General features: G+C 43.9%; 21 protein-coding genes and 1 pseudogene. 2 read left to right on the top strand and 20 right to left on the bottom strand.

Features of this window, described 5'->3' with window-relative positions; genetic code table 11:
- Positions 1 to 18: 18 nt before the first annotated feature.
- The 6 genes from ccpA to D4N35_RS10510 all read right to left on the bottom strand — a co-directional run bounded on the left by ccpA (position 19) and on the right by D4N35_RS10510 (position 8,487).
- The gene (gene ccpA, locus D4N35_RS10535) at positions 19 to 1,020 is read right to left on the bottom strand and encodes a catabolite control protein A (RefSeq protein WP_120073297.1); all 1,002 of its coding nucleotides are present in this window, start codon (positions 1,018 to 1,020) and stop codon (positions 19 to 21) included.
- Between the two features lie 570 nt (positions 1,021 to 1,590).
- Positions 1,591 to 2,106 carry a YtxH domain-containing protein gene (locus D4N35_RS10530; RefSeq protein ID WP_120073295.1) on the bottom strand — a complete coding sequence of 172 codons (516 nt, stop codon included), beginning with the start codon at positions 2,104 to 2,106 and terminating at the stop codon, positions 1,591 to 1,593.
- 32 nt (positions 2,107 to 2,138) lie between these two features.
- Positions 2,139 to 2,645, bottom strand: coding sequence for a DUF948 domain-containing protein (locus D4N35_RS10525; protein ID WP_235870359.1), 507 nt, complete (start codon positions 2,643 to 2,645; stop codon positions 2,139 to 2,141).
- 344 nt (positions 2,646 to 2,989) lie between these two features.
- Positions 2,990 to 4,309 (bottom strand): UDP-N-acetylmuramate--L-alanine ligase, encoded by a 1,320-nt coding sequence (gene murC, locus D4N35_RS10520; RefSeq protein WP_120073291.1) that lies wholly within the window; start codon positions 4,307 to 4,309, stop codon positions 2,990 to 2,992.
- A 200-nt stretch (positions 4,310 to 4,509) separates the two neighbouring features.
- The gene (locus D4N35_RS10515) at positions 4,510 to 5,607 is read right to left on the bottom strand and encodes a nicotinate phosphoribosyltransferase (RefSeq protein WP_120073288.1); all 1,098 of its coding nucleotides are present in this window, start codon (positions 5,605 to 5,607) and stop codon (positions 4,510 to 4,512) included.
- 87 nt (positions 5,608 to 5,694) lie between these two features.
- Positions 5,695 to 8,487: a DNA translocase FtsK gene (locus D4N35_RS10510; protein ID WP_120073286.1), complete on the bottom strand. Its 2,793-nt coding sequence runs from the start codon at positions 8,485 to 8,487 to the stop codon at positions 5,695 to 5,697.
- 123 nt (positions 8,488 to 8,610) lie between these two features.
- Between D4N35_RS10510 and D4N35_RS10505 the strand changes: the two genes are divergently transcribed.
- Entirely contained in the window at positions 8,611 to 9,198 is a 588-nt protein-coding gene (locus tag D4N35_RS10505) for a YhcN/YlaJ family sporulation lipoprotein (protein WP_120073284.1), read from the top strand.
- A 456-nt stretch (positions 9,199 to 9,654) separates the two neighbouring features.
- Here D4N35_RS10505 and D4N35_RS10500 read toward each other — a convergent pair whose 3' ends face one another.
- The 8 genes from D4N35_RS10500 to sigY all read right to left on the bottom strand — a co-directional run bounded on the left by D4N35_RS10500 (position 9,655) and on the right by sigY (position 14,265).
- The gene (locus tag D4N35_RS10500; protein ID WP_120073282.1) at positions 9,655 to 9,921 is read right to left on the bottom strand and encodes a YciI family protein; all 267 of its coding nucleotides are present in this window, start codon (positions 9,919 to 9,921) and stop codon (positions 9,655 to 9,657) included.
- A gap of 278 nt (positions 9,922 to 10,199) precedes the next feature.
- Positions 10,200 to 11,171, bottom strand: a complete 972-nt coding sequence (locus tag D4N35_RS10495; RefSeq protein WP_120073280.1) for a 2-hydroxyacid dehydrogenase — start codon at positions 11,169 to 11,171, stop codon at positions 10,200 to 10,202.
- Between the two features lie 166 nt (positions 11,172 to 11,337).
- Complete coding sequence (locus tag D4N35_RS10490) at positions 11,338 to 12,114, bottom strand: ABC transporter permease (RefSeq protein WP_120073278.1); 777 nt, start codon at positions 12,112 to 12,114, stop codon at positions 11,338 to 11,340.
- Positions 12,111 to 13,001: an ABC transporter ATP-binding protein gene (locus D4N35_RS10485; protein WP_120073275.1), complete on the bottom strand. Its 891-nt coding sequence runs from the start codon at positions 12,999 to 13,001 to the stop codon at positions 12,111 to 12,113. The genes D4N35_RS10490 and D4N35_RS10485 overlap by 4 nt, the downstream gene beginning before the upstream one ends.
- A 13-nt stretch (positions 13,002 to 13,014) precedes the next feature.
- On the bottom strand, positions 13,015 to 13,206 hold the full coding sequence (locus tag D4N35_RS10480; RefSeq protein ID WP_120073273.1) for a PLDc N-terminal domain-containing protein: 192 nt from the start codon (positions 13,204 to 13,206) through the stop codon (positions 13,015 to 13,017).
- Between the two features lie 15 nt (positions 13,207 to 13,221).
- Positions 13,222 to 13,422 carry a transcriptional regulator gene (locus tag D4N35_RS10475; RefSeq protein WP_120073270.1) on the bottom strand — a complete coding sequence of 67 codons (201 nt, stop codon included), beginning with the start codon at positions 13,420 to 13,422 and terminating at the stop codon, positions 13,222 to 13,224.
- Positions 13,412 to 13,747 (bottom strand): YxlC family protein, encoded by a 336-nt coding sequence (locus D4N35_RS10470; RefSeq protein WP_120073267.1) that lies wholly within the window; start codon positions 13,745 to 13,747, stop codon positions 13,412 to 13,414. Before D4N35_RS10470 ends, D4N35_RS10475 begins: the two co-directional genes overlap by 11 nt.
- Positions 13,744 to 14,265, bottom strand: coding sequence for an RNA polymerase sigma factor SigY (gene sigY, locus D4N35_RS10465; protein WP_120073264.1), 522 nt, complete (start codon positions 14,263 to 14,265; stop codon positions 13,744 to 13,746). Before sigY ends, D4N35_RS10470 begins: the two co-directional genes overlap by 4 nt.
- A 156-nt stretch (positions 14,266 to 14,421) precedes the next feature.
- On the opposite strand from sigY, the gene D4N35_RS10460 reads away from it, so the two are divergent.
- Complete coding sequence (locus D4N35_RS10460) at positions 14,422 to 15,594, top strand: hypothetical protein (protein ID WP_120073262.1); 1,173 nt, start codon at positions 14,422 to 14,424, stop codon at positions 15,592 to 15,594.
- Between the two features lie 100 nt (positions 15,595 to 15,694).
- Here D4N35_RS10460 and D4N35_RS18410 read toward each other — a convergent pair.
- The 6 genes and pseudogenes from D4N35_RS18410 to D4N35_RS10430 form a co-directional block, all read right to left on the bottom strand.
- Positions 15,695 to 15,823, bottom strand: a pseudogene (locus D4N35_RS18410) (metallothiol transferase FosB); the annotation flags it as partial.
- 50 nt (positions 15,824 to 15,873) lie between these two features.
- A complete protein-coding gene (locus D4N35_RS10450; protein ID WP_120073260.1) occupies positions 15,874 to 16,293 on the bottom strand; it encodes a universal stress protein in 420 nt (139 codons plus the stop codon).
- A gap of 155 nt (positions 16,294 to 16,448) precedes the next feature.
- A complete protein-coding gene (gene ytpR / locus D4N35_RS10445) occupies positions 16,449 to 17,057 on the bottom strand; it encodes a YtpR family tRNA-binding protein (RefSeq protein ID WP_120073258.1) in 609 nt (202 codons plus the stop codon).
- Between the two features lie 6 nt (positions 17,058 to 17,063).
- A complete protein-coding gene (locus D4N35_RS10440; RefSeq protein ID WP_186306615.1) occupies positions 17,064 to 17,879 on the bottom strand; it encodes a DUF1444 domain-containing protein in 816 nt (271 codons plus the stop codon).
- Between the two features lie 166 nt (positions 17,880 to 18,045).
- Positions 18,046 to 18,357: a thioredoxin family protein gene (locus D4N35_RS10435; protein WP_120073256.1), complete on the bottom strand. Its 312-nt coding sequence runs from the start codon at positions 18,355 to 18,357 to the stop codon at positions 18,046 to 18,048.
- 1 nt (position 18,358) lies between these two features.
- Positions 18,359 to 19,375, bottom strand: a complete 1,017-nt coding sequence (locus D4N35_RS10430) for a PTS sugar transporter subunit IIC (RefSeq protein ID WP_120073254.1) — start codon at positions 19,373 to 19,375, stop codon at positions 18,359 to 18,361.
- Positions 19,376 to 19,437 lie beyond the last annotated feature (62 nt).

Here is a 19,437-nt window from a genome sequence, read left to right as displayed (position 1 = left end):
CTTTATTTATGATAATTATTATTTTTTTGTAGAGCCTCTCAACTCAATCCTATGCGGGAGAACGACAATATTTTCCTGAACCTTCTCCTTGTTCATATATTTGGTCAGCAGCCTCATTGAAACGGCTCCAATATCATACAGCGGCTGAACAACCGAGCTCAGCTGAGGGCGCACCATAAGCGTCAGCTTAGTGTTGTCCGATGTGATGACTTCGATGTCTTCCGGAACGGACAAACCATCATCCTGTGCCCCATGCATGACACCAAGCGCCATTTCATCATCGCCTGAGACGATGGCTGTCGGCTTGTCATCAAGATCTTTCAGCTTTTTCCATCCTTCCAGGCCTGATTCATACGTATACTCGCCTTCAATGACATATTTATCCTGGAATTCCAAGCCTGCTTCTTCCAAGGCCTGTTTATAGCCGACAAACTTTTCTCCATGGTTGATCAGATCGCGCATCGGTCCCATCGCAAAAGCTATTTTTTTATGGCCTTTTTCGATGAAATAAGTTGTTGCATCAAATATTGCCTGGCGATAGTCAATATTTACGGATGGTATCGTCTTGGATTCCTCAATTGAACCCGCAAGGACAATAGGAACAGGTGACCGTTTCAATTCCTGTACAAAATCATCTGTAATATTCTGGCTCATGACGATCAGGCCGTCCACTTGTTTGCCAAGCATCGTATTCAACAGATGGAGTTCTTTATTTACGTTTTGGTCGGAGTTGCTCAAAATAATATTATACTTATACATCGTAGCAATATCTTCGATCCCGCGGGCGAGCTCCGCGTAAAAAATATTGGCAATATCCGGAATGATTACCCCTACAGTGGTCGTTTTCTTGCTGGCAAGGCCGCGGGCAACCGCATTTGGCCTGTACTCCAGCCTTTCAATCACTTCAAGTACTTTTTTCCGGGTGGCCGGTTTTACGTTGGGATTTCCGTTCACCACTCTCGATACAGTGGCCATTGAGACATTAGCTTCGCGGGCCACATCATATATCGTAATATTCATCCTCATCACTCTCCTGTATACAACTACGCCGACATGGTTATTTTAGTTTCACTTATTATATATAATTTTCTATTCTGTCATAATCATACGCCAGAGTATCATAAGCTTGCAAACCTTTATGCTTCCCGTCATGAAAATTTCACAAAAATAAGGGCGGCTTGAAGGATAGCCGCCCTTATTTTATGTCCAGCTCCAGGCGCCCAGCGACTAGCAAACTTCGCACTCCTTTCCTCGAAAAAGCTTTGCTTTTTCTGCGTGGATGTTTATTCAAGGAAGTTGCTCAGAGCACTACGATAAGTCAACATCGGCTCCGACGCACAGGATGTGCTAGTGCAGGCGAAGCGACAGGACGTCGCTGCTTGAGCCTGCCTTCGTCGCCGTGTTGTCCGGCTGCGAGTGCCATCGGCTCGAGGTCATAAGCCAATCGCTGCTGAAGGCAAACTACGCCTTCTTCAGCGCTCGTCTTATGCTTGTCGCCGATAAGCAGGCACTCTCCGCCTTTCCTTATCCTTTATCTCATTACGTAGTGCTCCAGTTTGTACGTCGCTAAACGGGCGCTTGCGCTTTTCTTTATGGATTCATGGAGTTATTCACTTGGTCCGCCAATTGCTCCGCCTTTTGGGTTACTTCATCATCTGCTTGCGAAGCTGCTGATTGGGCCTGGTCAACAGCTTTTTTTGTATTGTCTGCGGTCAAGTCAACTGTTTTATGCACGGTATCCTGTAAATCGTCCGCACCTTTTTTTGCATTTTCCGCTACTTCGTCGACCGCTGTTTTAGCCGTATTGCGGAATTGGTCCGCTTTATCTTTCACTGTTTCAGCGAGGTTTGCACCCTTATCCATTGCCGTCTGGCGAATTTGGTTCGTTTTTTCCATTGCGGTGGATGTCAGATCTGAACTTTTTTCCATGACCGTCTCTTTCCATTCACCGGATTTTTCTTTCAGATTATCCACCTGTTCGCTTAAATCACCGCGCAGTTCCTTGCCGGATTTCGGAGCGACCAATAAAGCAGTAGCTGCTCCTACAATGCTTCCCACTAATATTCCTGTCAGAAAATTCCCAGTACCTTTTTCTTGATTGTTCATTCTTTTTCATCCTCCTTAAAAGATTATTTACCTTAACCTCTTCCGCCTTCCAACTTTTGAGTATGGATTACAACCTCCGATTGGCTATCCTTCTTTTTGTCTCTTGTTTTTTTCTTGTCTGTCCATTTGTCTTTCAGTTCTTTCAAAGCTGTGCCCCATTGAACAATCTGGATGATTTTATCTTCGTTTCTTACTACAGCGGAAGATACGGATCTCGTTACCTTTTGCAATGAAGAATTCAGATCCGAAACCGTATTTCCTACGCCTTGAACAGCATGTCCGACACCTTGTATGCCATCAACCACCGTTTCGAGCTTCTCCGTTTTTTGCTGAATATCTTCAGCCAGGGCGTTCGTTTTATGTAGAAGCATCGTTGTTTCACCCGTAACCCCTTTTAATTGGTTTTCAAGGCCATCCAATGTTTCAGACACACTTTCCAATGTCACTTTTACTGCTGTTAATGTTTTTGTCAAGCTGATTACGAGAATCAGAAATGCAATCGCTATTAAAGCAACACTTAAGTAAAGAATAATGATCATCACTTCCACACCTCCTGTATACATCAACTCTACCCCTGTTTATTATAAAATAAACAGACAGTTATACATCTTCTTTGCTAAACACAATTTTCCCTTTATTTTTCTTAAAAAAACACAAAATCTTCATTTTTTCTATTTAAAATTGGGATAATTTATCGCCATTAATATCAAAGGGAAATAATTTGGTTTTGGCCGCCGGAAGGAATCATTCAATTGACCGAAATTGCGGTTTATCTCCCTTACCAAGAATCTCAGATAAAATTTTCCATGACAAGTTATACCTTTTTATCTTTTAAAAAAGAAGATGCGGGAAACGCATCTTCTTTCGACAGGCTCCGGGCTGCCTATTGAGCTTTTTTCAGCTGCTGTTGCAGCAGGTTTTCGTAAGCGACCTGGAATTTCTGTATATCTCCCGCTCCCATGAAAATAAGTACCGAATCATCAAGCATCAAAAGAGGGGATGTGTCCTCTTCTTGAAGGATTTCGGCCCCTTCGATTCTTGCTTTCAAATCGTCTATGGTCAGTTCACCGTGATTTTCGCGGGCCGAACCGAAGATGTCACATAAGTATACCTGATTTGCTTCGCCTAAACTTTCACCAAACTCCTGCAAAAATGTCCGGGTTCTTGTAAAAGTATGCGGCTGGAACACAGCAACAATCGGACGATCCGGATATTTCTGCTTTGCTGCACTAATCGTCGCTTTGATCTCGGCAGGATGATGGGCGTAATCATCAATGAGGATTTGGCTGCCAAGACGCTTCTCGGTAAACCGCCGCTTCACTCCATTGAATGTCAATAATTGCTGCTGCAAAATTTTTGTGTCCAGCTCTTCATAGTGACAAAGTGCAATGACAGCGAGCGCATTTAAAATATTATGATCCCCGTATGCGGGAATTTCAAAAGATGCATAAAAATGATTGCGGACAAAAACATCAAATTTTGTCCCGGCTGTTGATTTCTCGATATTGCGTGCCTGGAAATCGTTTCCTTCGCCAAAGCCATAGAACAGGACGGGGACGCCTGCCTGGATCTTTTGCAGCTGCTCATCATCACCGAAAGCAATGATCGCCTTATTGACCTGCAGGGCCATCTCTTGAAAAGCCTGGAATACATCGTCCACATTGGCAAAGTAATCAGGATGGTCAAAGTCAATATTTGTCATAATAGCGTAATCCGGGTGGTATGATAAAAAGTGCCTGCGGTATTCGCATGCTTCAAATACAAAATAAGCCGCATCCTTTTCCCCTTTTCCCGTACCATCGCCAATCAGGAATGAGGTGGGCTTTGCCCCTTTCATCACATGGGCAAGGAGACCGGTCGTTGAAGTTTTTCCATGTGACCCAGTAACCCCGATGCTTGTAAATTTTTTCATGTACTCGCCCAAAAATGTGTGATAGCGGATGACCTCAATTCCCTGTTTCAATGCCTCATCGATTTCTTCGTGTGCATCTGAAAAAGCATTTCCTGCAATTACGGTCATTCCGGGTTTTATATTTTCACGATTAAAAGGTAAAATTTTAATTTTCAAATCATCAAGCGCTTCTTGGGTGAAGAAATATTTTTCCACGTCGGACCCCTGCACTTTATATCCAGAATTGTGAAGAATTTGTGCGAGAGCGCTCATTCCGGTGCCCTTGATACCGACGAAATGGTATACAGTCATAGCAGAACCTCCAGCGATCGTCTATCTGTATGTATTATATGAAAAACATTGAGATTTGCTCAAATGCTATTCAAAGCCTTGGTTTCCTTATTATAAACTGCCGGCTGTACTCGTATGTAAGCATTACAGATAGTTTTTTTATTATGCCATTATATCATTGATCCGAAACAGTTACTATTCATTCTCAATCTCACGGGAAATCAATCAACTTTTTCAAGACGCGGATTGGGGCGGTAGCGTCTTCCCGCCTTGGCGGAATGCTCCCCGTTTAACAATACACAGTCCCCAGTAAAGCCGATGTTGATTTTCAGCAAGCTGCTGCCGATCCCATACATATCAACCGGGACTCCCATATTTTCAAACTCGGTAATTCTCTCCACATTGAAACCGCCTGAAACAACAATTTTGACATGTTGAAAACCTTCGCGATCCAAAGCTTCCCTTAAGGCAAAGATGAGCGTTGCATTTACTCCGCGGGGATCAAAGGTACCAAGCAAATGTTGATTTCTAAGAAAGTATTTATCGATCATGGTTCTCGATGTGTCTACCCGGACCCCTTTCAATGCCGGGCCGAATTCGCGGGCCAGCTTCAAAGAATCGGTGATGACATCATTGTTATAATCAACGAGAGATAATAGTTCGTCGTCGGGAAAAGTTTCATGGTATGCTTTTGTAGCTTCGACAATATCACCATTGAAAAGCTGAATCATCGCATGAGGCATCGTGCCCATGCCCTTTTTTCCCCACCATTCATTCATTGCAGGCGTTGCCTGTGCCGTCGAACCTCCGATATATGCCGCATATCCGTCCCCGGCCTGTTGTGTGAAGTGATCATCACGGTCTCCCATAAAAATCACCGGCTTCTGCCTGCCGGATATGGCTGCCGCTTTTGAAACGTTATAGACATTTGTTGCCACAGATGTACGCCTGGAAAGGATGCCGTCAATGATTCCCTCAAGGTACCCGAAGTCCTGGTAGGGACCCGTTACAGTAAGGACCGTTTCAAAAGGGGTTATCTTATCCCCGTCTTTCAGAGAATGGATTTCCAGGTTTTCAGGATCCTTCGCGAAATTTTTCAAGAGGGCGATAGCCTCGTCCGTACCGCATAGAACGGCGTCTTTTCTTTGAAAAAATTGCATGGTCACGATGTTGTCTTTTTTATAGCGCTCTGCGATTTCTCTTGTTTTTAAAAAATATACCGCAGAAAACCAGCCATCTTTCACACGCTCATCAAATTTAAATGTTTTATTGGTCAATCTTTTTATTTTGCCCTGAAGCTTCAGTTCGATTTCCTTCATGTCAGATACTCCTTGTGCTGCTTTAATCACCATTAAAAAAGGGGAAGCCTTTGTTCCCCATCATCAAATAGAATAACATTTTATCCTCTAATGTACTAGTGAATCTTTCAACGAATCGAGATCCGCCTCTTTTATGAGTACGTCCCGAGGCTTGCTTCCCTTTGCCCCGGAAATGACTCCTTGTTCCTCCATCATCTCCATCAATCTTGCAGCACGGTTATATCCAATTCTAAACTGTCTCTGTAATAATGAAGTAGAGGCATTTCCTTGTTTTACCACAAATTGGCATGCATCCAATAAAAGTTCATCTTCATTTTCCTGGATTTCAGCTTTCTTCAACAGTTCCTCCTGTTGAAAGATATAATTCGGCTTGCCTTGCTTGCGAACATGTTCAATGACCCGGTCAATCTCCTCATCTGACACGAATGTTCCCTGAAGCCGTACAGGCTTGACTGATCCGTTATTTAAAAACAGCATATCCCCGCGTCCGAGCAGCTTTTCAGCACCACTCACGTCAATGACTGTCCTTGAGTCCACTTGTGAGGAAACCGCAAAGGCGATTCTTGTCGGCACGTTCGCTTTGATCAGACCGGTGATGACGTCAACTGAAGGCCTTTGCGTAGCAATGAGCAAATGGATCCCGCATGCCCGTGCCTTTTGCGCAATCCGGCAAATGGACTCTTCTACTTCGGCAGGTGCCACCATCATCAAGTCAGCGAGTTCATCGATGATAATCACAATATATGGGAGATGTTCGCTTTTTTGACCTTTTGTTTCTGCCAGTTCGTTGAACCGGCCAATGTCGCGGACCCCGGCATGGACAAACAGTTCATAGCGCCTCTCCATTTCATCCACCGCCCATTTTAAAGCTGCCGTTGCCGCTTTTACATCGGTGATGACCGGGCTGACCAGGTGCGGAATATGATTGTATGGCGCAAGCTCTACCATTTTGGGATCAATGAGCATTAATTTCAGTTCATCAGGCCTTGCTTTATACAGCAGGCTGACAAGAATAGAGTTGATGCAGACACTTTTCCCTGATCCCGTAGCTCCCGCAATCAAACCATGGGGCATTTTCCGCAAATCCGTTACAACCGGATCTCCTGAAATGTCAAGTCCCAGCGCGGCGGTCAAAGGGGATTCTCCTTGTAAAAAGGCTGTTTTACCGATAATTTCACTTATTTGGACCGGCCGGCTCTCTTTGTTTGGCAGCTCAATTCCAATTGACCGCGTCCCGGGGATCGGGGCTTCCATCCGGATATCGCGTGCTGCCATGCTCAGCTTGATATCATTGCTCAAATTTGTGATCTTATTGACCTTGACCCCTTTATCCGGCTGTACTTCAAACCTCGTGACAGAAGGCCCCTGACTGGCTTTGACAACATGTGCCTTCACATTGAAGTTTTCCATCGTTTCATCAAGAAGGATCGTTTGTTCATTTAACCACTCTGTATTTTCTTCTTTAAAAACAGGCGGCTTAAGAAGCGACAGGGCCGGAAATTCATAATGCATCGTTTCCGGGATTTTCGTTTCTTTTACCGGCTTCGAAACGGCTTCACTCTTGCTTTTCTCCCTTTCTCTTTGCCTTTGCCATCTAGCCCTGTCCTGCGAAAGCATCAGCACATTAAATGGCAATTGCGATCTCGGCTTGCTGTTTGTACTTTCCTTGGCTGGTTCTTCAGCATTTAGTGGTTCTTCCAATTTCGGCTCCGTTGCTTCGGTTTCTTGACCCAAGGTCATTTCAACTGCAGCCGCTGTCTCTTCAAAAGCGTCCTCATCGGTCTTTCTGCTCTCTCCATCCATTGGCGCTTCATCGAAGGCCGGTCCTGGTTCAACATCAGGCTGGCTGGAAACCGGTATTTTTTCCTCCGGCATTTCTACTTCTTCGGTCAGTTCGTCTATTTCATCGATTTCTTCAGGAAAGGCTTGCTCTGGTTCAAATTTAAGCTGGCTTGAAGCAAGTGTCTCTTCACCCGGGTCGTCAATTTTTTCGCCTGGGGCCGGCTCTGCTTCAAATTCAGACTGCTTTGGAAAAGACATCTCTTCCCCCGATCCTTTTTCGATGGAGGTCAGCTTTTCCGTTTCATCGACTTCTTCAGCAAAAACCTGCTCTTCCTTTTCCCCGATTTCTTCGGATATTGCCATTTCGGCCTGTCCTTGATCCATCCATTTTTCCCCATTGGAAGCTTCATCATTTTCTTTAGAATCTGTATTTGTTAACTCCGGTATTTCTTCCTCAGATTCCTCAAGTGATTCTCCTATCCCTTGGTTATGTGTCCATGTTTTTATTTCGATTGCACCATTTTGCGATTCAGGATCATTTTTTTCGTCCAAGTCCAATAAGGATCCGTTTGTCTTTGGCTCCACAGGCTGTTCTGCAAAAACTTCTTCCTCAGTCACCATCTCTAAATCCGGCTTGTGGTCTTCCTTCTCAAACCTTGTTTTCTGCTTAAAGTCAGTCAATTCAAATTCAGGTATTTTCGGTTTCGGGTTTTCTTTTCTTTCTATCGGCCGGTTAAATCCGTAAATGGGTGAAGGAATGTGCGTCGGCTCAAAGGGCTGGCTGTTTTTCGGCTCAATCTTCCTTCTCTTTTGTTCCGTTTTCTCCCCGATGCTTTGGCTATTCTGTCTCTTTTCAGGGATTCTTTTTTCGTCTTTCTGCTCCCTTTGGACAGGCCTCTTCTGACTGCCTTGGACCGGTTTTCCTGGCTGGTCCTTGATTAATGGAAAACGGAATTCTCCTTTTGGATATTGGTAAATCATCCGGGTTTTCATCTCATGCAGTTCATTTTTATGGTGATCTTCTATATGTAATTCAGTTGGTTCATCCATTGTTTTATCTGATAAAAAATTTGAAAGAAATTTTTTCCACCAGTGCATATTCAATCACTCTTTCTTTCATTAAAGGTAATAACTGTCATCCATTCATTATAACAAAAAAACGAATAATAATTGATGGGTTTGGAACATTAAAAACGATTTTAAAAAAAGGAGGTTACCTAAATGAAATTTATAAAACCGTTCATTTATGCAGGTTTGATATCTGTGGTATTGGCAGGCTGCGGCACCGCAAACAATAACGACCGATTTACAAGCGATGACAACCGTCCTCTTGGAGTCCGTTATAACCCTGACGATAACCGTGACGGGGTTAATAACATGAACGACGGCATCGGTGTAAATGATAACAGGAATGATGGATTCGGCACCAATACCGACAACCGAAACAATGACAATACGGTGAACGATGATAACCAAAACATTGACCTTGCAGATGACGTTGCCGAAAAAGTGACAGACTTGAAAGAGGTTGATGATGCAAGTGTCCTGGTAACGAACCGCAACGCCTACGTTGCAGTAAAGCTCAGTGACCAGGGAGACAGAGAGATGACTAAAGATGTACAGAAGAAAATTGCCCGGAAGGTCAGAGACACTAACCATGACTTTGATAATGTGTATATATCTGAAAACCCGGACTTCTACGACCGGATGAGAGGATATGGAAACGACATCCGCAACGGCCGTCCGATCAGCGGTTTCTTTGATGAATTTACCGATACCGTACAGCGCGTATTTCCTAACGCAAGGTAAATAAGAAAAGCTAAAGCGCCTTGCTCATCGACGTACAGACTGGAGTGCCTCCGACGAGATAAAGGAAACACGGCGAGGAACGAGCCGATGTTGACTTATCGTAGGAAAGCTTCTTCTTCGAGAGGCTTCCTGAGCTTTGCGACGAGCTGAACAAGGCTTCCTTGATAAGCTATGGCGCAGGAGCACCAGAGGTGCGAAGTCTGCTAGTCGATAGGCGCTGGAGCTAGACAACAAAAGGCTTTGTTCAAAATTTTATAGCTAAAACATCTTATACTTTCTTACTCAGTAAGAAAAGCTAAAGCGCCTTGCTCAGCGCAGGCAAACAAGACGATTCCCGAGGAGGCAGTTCGAACAGGGAAGCGGCTTGATCCTTGCGGGGCAGGCGCTGGAGCTGGACAAAGCTTTAAAAAGCCGAAATTTCCATGTGAAATTTCGGCTTTTTTCATTTGTTGATAATTATGCGTCGGACACCATATCCCACTCGTGTATTTCATAAGTTCTTGCATCGTTTACAACATAAGGATCTTGCTTTACCCATGATTCAACTTGTTCAAGGTTTTCTCCCTGATAAATGACAAGGCCGCCTGCTCCATCTGTGAAACGGCCAAACATGGCCACTTTCTTTTCTTTTTTCATTCTTGCTAAAAATTCCAAGTGAGCCGGGCGGTGTTGCTGGGTTTTTTCTTCATCTTTCATTGGTAAGAAAACGGCGAAATATTTCATTCTTTTCCCTCCAACTTTACTTTTCTTGACGTATTATATCACGCTAACGGGATTCCTGCCCGAGTTTACGGATTTATCGCTTCTTCGGGAGGGAATCAACCGGATTCCTGCCCGAGTTCATGGATCTTTCGCTTCTTCGGGAGGGAATCAACCAGATTCCTTACCTGGTTCACAGATTTTCTGCTTCTTCGGGAGGGAATCTCGGATCTGAACACAGATTTACCGGATACCGCTAGTTTGCGAAAGAATCTCCGTTATCACAATGTGATTTATTTTTTTCAACTTATATAGTTCACACTTTTCACCTCACCGCTCCCAACAAGGGAATTATGTAAGTTATCAGCAGCCAATTCTGCCATTTTCATTCTTGTTGCTATGCTGGCGCTCCCGATATGCGGCAACGTCACGACGTTCGGAAGCGTCAACAAGGGATGGCTTGGATCTATAGGTTCTTTTTCAAATACATCCAACCCTGCAGCCCATATCGTTTCATTTTTCAATGCATCATACAATGCGTCTTCATCTACAATCCCTCCGCGTGCTGTATTGATCAGTACAGCAGTCTTTTTCATAAGGGACAGTTCCTTGGCAGAGATCAGATGGTGGACTTCCTCACTGTATGGCAACAAAATGCTGATAAAATCGGATTCCCTTAAAACATCGTTAAGCTCCGCAAACCGGGCACCGGTTTCCCTTTCAGCATCAGGCTTTTGCGAGCGATTGTAATAAAGAATGTTCATCCCGAATCCTGCCGCCCGTTTTGCCACCGCCTGCCCGATTCGTCCGAAACCGATGATCCCAAGTGTTGCTCCATGAATATCCATTCCTGTCAATTGCATCGGTGACCATGTTTCCCATTTTCCATTGCGCAGATAATCCGATGCTTCAACCAGTCTTCTGGCTGTTGCCATCATCAAGGCAAATGTCAAATCTGCCGTTGTTTCCGTCAATACCCCCGGCGTATTCGTCACAACAATTTCCCTATTGGTCGCAGCATCCACATCGATATTATTATAGCCAACCGCCATGTTGCTGATGACTTTCAAGCCGGGAGCAGCATCCATCACCTCTTCATCAATCGTTTCGGTCAGCATGCAAAGCAGTCCTTGTACATCCTTTACTTTTTCAAGCAATACCTCCCTTGGAATTGCCTCCTCTTCCTGATCCCACATGTCAATATTAAATTCACCCTCCAGTTTCTTTACGATACCAGCGGGAAGCTTGCGCGTTATGTATATTTTTTCTTTCAAAATTTTCTGCTCCTTTCCATCTGCCTTTTTATCATCTTACCGTATTATTTCGACCACTTGCCATAAATCTCCTTTTTGGTACGATCACTGGTATTTACGAAAGTGGAGCTTTTATACGTGAGTGGGAGCGGCCGGTATGCCCTAAGCATCCGGCCGCTCCCACCGCTCAATAGATTTCGTATTTTTTAAAAGCAAAGGACGCCAATATGACCAATCCAATTATTAAGGCTATGCTTACAGACATCATCAAGCCAAAAGAGTCTTCCCATTTACCGGTCATTAGCATGCTGCCTGCCTGACTTTGGGCATTGGACGGACTCCAGCCCATAAATTTTGGAAAAAGTGAGCTGATAATGGAAAGCCCGGCAACAGCTATGATGCTCATCCCAGCGATTCCACCGTTTTTCTTCATGATTGTCCCAAGAAGAAGAGTAATGGACAGAGTAAATAAAATCCAAAGGCTGTACACTCCCAGACTTGTAATAAATCGATAAAAATCCACCTGATTGAATAAGAGGTTCGTATAATAATAGGCAAGTCCGTAGCTGAGCGCAAATGACAGCAGGAAAATCAAAGCCTGTGCCGCCCATTTGCTGGCAATATATTCAAAAGGTTCAACAGGCCGCGCCATCAGCAGCGAAAGTGAACCGCTGTTCCGCTCATTTGATACGACCCCCATTACGCTTAATACAAAAATTGCTGTACCGATCATACCGAATTGCGATAGCGTTCCCGCCAGGACTTCTTCGCCTGATGGAACAGGAATATCAATGATGGTCCCTTCAGGAAGATTGCCTGCCATGTCTAAAATCTCCGGCATGAAATACGTACTGATTGGCTGAGAAACTGTTAATAGGCACAAAACGACGGGAAGCCAAATAAGTTTCCTATCACGCCACGCTTCCAGCCATTCTTTTTTAAAAAGAGTAAAAAATGTGCTCATTGTTCCATCAACTCCAAATAAGCATCTTCCAATGTACGTCCCTTTTCGGAAAAGTGAGTGATTGTCAGTCCTTTATCTATGCAGTCACTCAGCAAACGATTCCGGCTTTCCGGGTTCCGCAGTGTGAATTCAACTGCCCTCGGTGATGAAAAAGAACATTCAGCAACATAGTTTTCAGTTCGCAGCCAATTTCCGATTTCTTCCTTTGTCTCTAACAACACATGATCTTCTCCCTGCCTCTTTCTTAAGTCAATAAGATTCCCGCACCATTTCATTTTTCCGCCTTTTAACATGACAATCTCATCACAAACCTGCTCGGCATCATGCAGCACATGAGTTGAAAATAATATCGCCATCTTCTTTTTCAGCTCATTCATCATTTCCAGTACATCCCTTCTCCCTGAAGGATCCAAAGCTGAAACCGGTTCGTCCAGTATCAATAGCTTCGGCTCATGGATCATTGCCTGGGCCAAGCCGAGGCGTTGCTTCATCCCTCCTGAAAAACCCCCGATTCTTTTGTTTTTAGCTTTTTCCAATCCTGCAAAAGAAAGCATTTCTTCAATTTTTCCCTGCAATTCTTTTTTTGGGACTTCCGAAAGCCTGCCGGCAAACTGCAAGTACTCTTTTGCACTCATCCAGGGAAAAAAAGCAGGATATTGCGGCAAATATCCAATTAACCGACGATTGATATTTTTCGTGCCCGAAAATCGGATGCTCCCCGAAGTCGGTGTCAATAACCCTGCGAGCATCTGCAATGTTGTTGTTTTCCCCGCTCCGTTCGGACCCAATAACGCGACACATTCATTTTCTTTTATATTCAAATCGAGTTGGGCGACCGCTGTATGATCCCCGAACTTTTTCGTTAACTTTTCTGCTGTCAATAACATGTAACGTCTTCTCCTATCCCTGTTTTTGCCGGCCGATGACAAAATAAAGTACTGGTCCAATCAGATTAATCAATAGAATAAGAAGGATCCACATCCATTTGGGTCCGTTTGTATTCTCTTCCTTTATACAGCTGACAAGCGCCGTAATCTTTAATATAAGATCTAAAATGACGATAGGAGCAATTAATTCCCATGGAAAATCCATAACCATCCCCCCAACCTAAAGTTTCATTTTTTTCCTATAAGGCCTGATGACGATGAAGTAATAAAATATGGACGGAAACGGGAACTGGATCAATCCCAATAACCCCCAAAACCAGGCGTATGCCCCTTTTTTCTTGGCATCTATAAAAAGAAGGATACTTTGTGTCAACATAATCGGCGATACCAAAACCAGTGCAAGCAGTTTCTCAGACTCCATCGTCCAACACCTCATTCGAGCTTCTGCGGCGTTTCTTTTCAGCAGCATAAATAAACGGAATCATAATAATAGCCAGTATTTGCCCCCACAAGAAGACTGTCGGCATCCTTAACGAGACAACGAAATAGGCGGCCAAGATCGTCAGCGCTGTAAAAATAAAAATTGCCAACTCTCGTTTCCACGCTTTTTTACGCCGGCTTTTGAATTCAGACAAAGCATTCATCAGCTCATATTGCTGGGGGACTTTGGCTTGATGAGCATCTTCCAGCCTTTTCATATCGCTCATTAACTGCTCAACCCATTCCTTTTCATTGCCTTCTTTCAATCTGACCACTCCTTTCGTATTTTGTTCAGCCCGTTATGCACACGTGACTTTACAGTCCCTTCTTTAATATTGAGCATCCTGGCAATCTCCGGATATGAATATCCATAATAATGCCTGAGCAGGATCGGAGCTTTCAATTCCGGATCAAGACCTGCGAACAGTTCCATATCTTCTGTCCAATCCTCCCCCTTCAAAGAGAGCTGCCACTTCATCTTTCGAACCGCTTCATTTCTTGCCTTTTCAAAAATTCGCCTATGTCTCATTTCTTTTCGCTGTTGGTCCATATACAGCCTTGAAGCTATCGAAATCAGCCAGGTCGAAAACTTTGATTCCCCTTTAAAACTGTGCAAATGAGTATATGCCTTGATCATTGTTTCTTGAATGAGATCTTCGGTGACATCCGGACGAAGGCTCAGCTTGATTAAATATTTATATAAAAGCAGATAATTTTCTTGGAAAAGTTTTGAAAATGCTTCGTCCTTTCCCTTTTTCGCTTCCTCGATAAGGTCCCTTTCCAACCAGCGCCAAGCCTCCTTTCCTTTGCCTTCAATAGTAAGACGTAAGTTTTGAACAAATCGTTCATTTTAATTTCAACATTTTTTACCCAGTCCTTTTTGTTTGCCTTAAATTTTAGAGGGTAAGTATCATGGAGAAAAACTTCTCAGGAGGTTTTTATGGAGGAAAAAACGGTTGGAATTGTCTCTTCACCAGAGCTGCCATCCACGATTGCCAACGCCATCAAAAAGCAATTGAAAAAAGACCTTTCCAGGTATATTGCAGATGGCAGATTTCAATGGCATGTGGAAATGGAGGTTGACCTGCTTGCGGGGGCAACCGAAAAGGTTGCAGAAGTGCTGGAGGAAACTGAACGGATCAAAATAAGAAACGGCTGGGACTATGCCATCTCCCTTACAGATCTGCCGGTATATAACGGAAGGTGCATCGTACTTGCCGATGCGAATGTAGATACATGCACAGCTCAAATATCTTTGCCTGCTTTCGGTTGGCTGCCGACGCCGAATCGGGTAAAAATCATCATGCTCCATATGATCAAGGAATTATATTTCCGGCATACGACAGACTTCAAAGCCGATGACCTGGCACAAAAAGGGATAGGTCCCAAAGAGCAGAGCGGCTTTCTTAATAAGCTGGAAAAACCTTTCCGTTTCTCCGCAGTACGCCGAATCGAATCGTCAAATCAAGCGGAGGAAACCGCCGTCCGCTTCATAATCGTTCCAAAAATCAATGGTTTGGCCAGAATTTTATTTGGCATGACCATCGCAAATCGTCCATGGACCATCCTGCCCTCTTTAAAAAATGTCGTGGCCATCGCTTTTGCTACCGGAGCCTACGGGCTTATTTTTCCGACGTTATGGAAACTCAGCGTTTCTTATGAAATATACCGCTTCATCGGTCTCACGGCAACTGCCGTTCTCGGGATGGTTGTTTGGATCATATTTTCCCATGATTTATGGGAGAAAAAGAACCTGGAGAACAAAAACCGGCTGAGATGGATGTATAATTCAACGACTATCCTTACTTTAGGAACGTCGGTCGTTATGTATTATATCGTATTATATTTGCTTTTCCTGATCGCCGTCTCTGTATTTGTGCCCCCGGATCTTTACCAGGCGGAAGCTGGTACAGATATAGGGCCGCTTAACTATTTAAAACTCGCCTGGCTCGTCACATCTGTTGCCACCTTCGCCGGAGCTATCGGCGCTGGACTTGAAAATCCTGAAAGAGTCCGGAAAAGCACATACAGTTACAGGCAATACAGCCGATATGAAGAAATGAAGGAAAAGGAAAAACAAGAAGACAGAAAGAGAAAAGCAACAGATGATTAGCGGGACACATTTTCCATTTTTTCATGAAGATACGGAAAGGAACCCTGCATCCCATTAAGCCTGAAAGGTTTTACCTCTTTCAAAAACTGATTGTCCCGCTTCATTCAAAAAATTCCATGTGGGTCTTTTCGTCTTTATAATAATCAAGCCTGTCTTGCAGGGTGCCCGTATGGAATTCAAATTTATGGCCATCCGGATCCGTAAAGTATATAGACTTTCTATCGGTTATTAAGAAAAAACTGATTTTCGCCCAATGGAAAATCAGTTTTTCATACTACTCTATTTAACAATTAAAACCGGGCTTTCAACCCTTTTAGCCACTTTATGGCTCACGCTCCCAAGGACCATTTCCTGGAGCGTATTTAAGCCTCTGCTTCCAATGATCACCATGTCGCAGGTACTTTTATTGGCGTATTCCACAATAGCAGGCCCCGGATCCCCCTGAAGGATTGTTAGTTTATAAGGAATTTCCCCTTTAACGAATACATCCTCAACCGGAACCAATTTTTTCCTTCTTTCAGCTTCCAGCACTTCTCCATCCTGACTTTGTAAAACCTCGCCTTTCGACTTTGAATAATCCATTGCATAAATGATCTCGACAACCGTACCTTCCGCTAATCGGGCAATTTTCGCCGCCTCTTCCGCTGCACGGATTGAGTTTTTTGATCCGTCGGCTGCTACTAACAATCGCTTGTACATTTCATTCCCTGCCTTTTTGTTAAAAATCCCCCTAAATTGCCTTCCCCTAATCTGCTAACTTTATATATTTTCTTTGACGTTACACATAATAACATAATCTGTAAAAATTTACAGCCATAATAAAAACTCACCCTATCAGATGAGTCTTTATTGCCTTATAAAGGAAAAGCTTGCCCTGTTTCATATTTTTGATCTTCCAAAACAAGGATTCCTTTTTTCTCCGGGGCATTCGGCAGGCCAAGCTCTTTCGCCGAGCAAATCATTCCGCTTGATGGTACGCCTCTTAATTCCGCATCCTTGATCAGCATGCCGCTCGGCATGACGGCTCCCACTTTTGCCACAACCACTTTTTGCCCGGCCTCCACATTCGGTGCGCCGCAGACGATTTGCAGTTCTTCAGTTCCTACATCCACCTTGCAAATGCTTAGCTTGTCAGCGTTCGGATGCTTTTCCTTTTCTTTTACATAGCCTACCACAAACTTCGGTGACAGATCGGCTTCAATTCGTTCGTCGAAACCGTTTTTAACAAGGGCATCATTTATTTTTTCAACCAATTCTTCACTCAGTTCTACCTGTCCCTTCGCTGCTATATCAACATAGCTTGAAGCATTGAAAAGGTTGAAGCCCCCAGTTACATTTGTTTTTTTATCAAAAATTCGAACCGCATCGCCTTTTCTTTCAAACGTGCGATTTGTTTCATCAAATTCATCCAGTGAAATAATTAACACGTCACCTATTCCATCACGATTATAAAAAATATTCATTGAAGATCACTCCTTACCGTCATCCACTCGTTGATTTTTTCCTAAAATAAAAATTGGTTCAAGCTTGCCGTCTTCATAAATAAAAGAAAGGGCCGTAATCGGCACAAGGCCTTTTGTAAAAAAGCTCATCGTCATCTGTGCCAATATATCATAGCCGGTTTTGTTGCGGATATCCGCGATAATCAATACGTCCTGGTGAGGAACGGCTACAACCATATCTCCCTTGATCTGTCCGGCTTTTTCCTCAAGAAACTTTTCATTTAAAATCCGGCTTGCATCATATCCGTCATTTGTATTTAAAAAATAAAAATCGTTGTCCGCAACGGTATCTTTTTTCATTGCAGTGGAAAGAGAGCGTACATTAAAACGCGCGATTTCTCGAATCTCTTTCGGATCGAGACCTTCCTTTTCAATGAGGTGCTCGTCGATCAAACGATACGTATTTCCGAGATCAAGCGCATAAAAGATCCTAGTTTCCGCTGTATGGTCATCCGTCAAAAATTTATTTCCATCTTCAGACTCCACAGGGAATGAAGTGGAGCGGATCACAGGATAAATTTTTTTCTCGCTTCCTGCAACGGTCTGCTCCTTGCCCATAACATCCAATGCCTGTTCCACATAATAAACGACTTCGTCGATGGCTTTTTCCTTTTGTTCGTGCCACTTGGCAACAATACCTGACAATGCAATGTCAATGCCCTTTCCTGTATGTTCGTTTTCTATGCGCAGGCTTTCTTTTTCTCGGTCATATGTAAAGGTCCGGCCTTCCTTTTGAAGACGGTTTTCCAGCTCTTTGCTCATCTTCCGTTCATTCATCTTCATGCTTAACCCTCCTTGGCAATATGGGCTACATCCCATCATACACGAAAACAACAATTGCCAAAAGGAAGAGGCTTGTCATTTTAAAAAAAGGACAGCCTCCCAGAACTTTTATTATTTTATACGCTCTTTCAGTTTCAGGACTATTACTCCATTCTTTCTGCCAGCCCTATAATCCATTGATAAAGTCTTCAATTTCCTCAAGCGTTTTGCGGTCTTTGCTGACAAATCTTCCAACTTCTTCGCCGTCGTGGTATGCGACAAAGCTCGGAATGCCGAAAATATCAAGCTCCTGGCATAACTCCAGAAATTCATCCCGGTCCACGTGAATGAAATTATATTCCGGATAATCCGCTTCTAACCGTGGCAAAACGGGTTCAAGCACCTTGCAATCCGGGCACCAGTCCGCAGAAAACATAAAGATCGTCCGTTCTTCATTCTTCATTTGTTCAAACTGTTCTTTTGATTGTAATTTCTCCATATCATTTACCTCCAGTATTGATGAGCATTTGGCCCGGCTTGATCCAGCCGCGCATTCTCATATATTCCGATATGATTAAGCTTATCACAGCAGGCCCGATAAAATGGAGTACAATGACTTGGATCAGCACACTGGCCGAAAAACCCATCGTTGTAAAGGTCATGATTTGCCCCACAAATCCGCTGGTTCCCATACCGGCGCCCGCTGCGTTACTGGACATTCTCCATATAGTTGCACCAAAAGGAGCCAGTATCATTCCTGCAACAGTGGGAGGTATCAGTATGAGCGGGTAACGGATAATATTGGGGACTTGCAACATCGAAGTTCCAAGTCCTATGGCAAGCAAACCACCGACCTTGTTTTCCCTGTAGCTAGCAACAGCAAAACCGATCATCTGCGCGCTGCAGCCGATGGTGGCAACACCTGCAGCAAGTCCATTCAAATCAAGCATCATGGCAATAGCCGCACTTGAAATGGGGGCCGTCAATGCAAGCCCCATCAATGTTGCCACGACAATTCCCATGACGATCGGGCGTTGATCGGTCGCCCACATGATCCAGCTTCCAAATACCGTCATGAATTTCGATATGGGTGCGCCAACAAACTTGGCCACAGCAAAACCTATAAATATGGTCACAAATGGAGTCACAATAATATCGACTTTCGTTTCTTTGCTGACCATTTTCCCTATTTCAGTAGAAACCAAAGCTGCCACATAGCTTCCGGCAGGACCGCCAAAAGCTGCTCCAGCCGCCCCTGTTGCCACGGCTGCAAAGATAACGAGAGGAGGCGCGCCAAGCCCAAAAGCAATCGCTGCACCTATCGCGGGGCCCATCAGCCCCATTGCCATTTCGCCCATCTCTGCAAAGAATGGCCAATTTAGCTGCTGTCCCGCTGTTTTTATGATCAACCCAATAATCAATGATGAAAATAATCCAAGTGCCATATAGCTTAAAGCATCTATAAAATATGCTTTGGCAGTAAAATGAACCCCTTTGCGCTCTAAAAACTTTTTCATTCCATATCCCCCAATATATTTTCCATATCCTTAACTAGTGTAAAGACAACTGTATGTTTTGT

Source organism: Siminovitchia fortis, from assembly GCF_003605365.2.
Taxonomy (GTDB): Bacteria; Bacillota; Bacilli; order Bacillales; family Bacillaceae_C; genus Siminovitchia; species Siminovitchia fortis.
The sequence above is the reverse complement of the archived record's forward strand: the minus strand, read 5'-3'. Positions and strand labels throughout refer to the sequence as shown.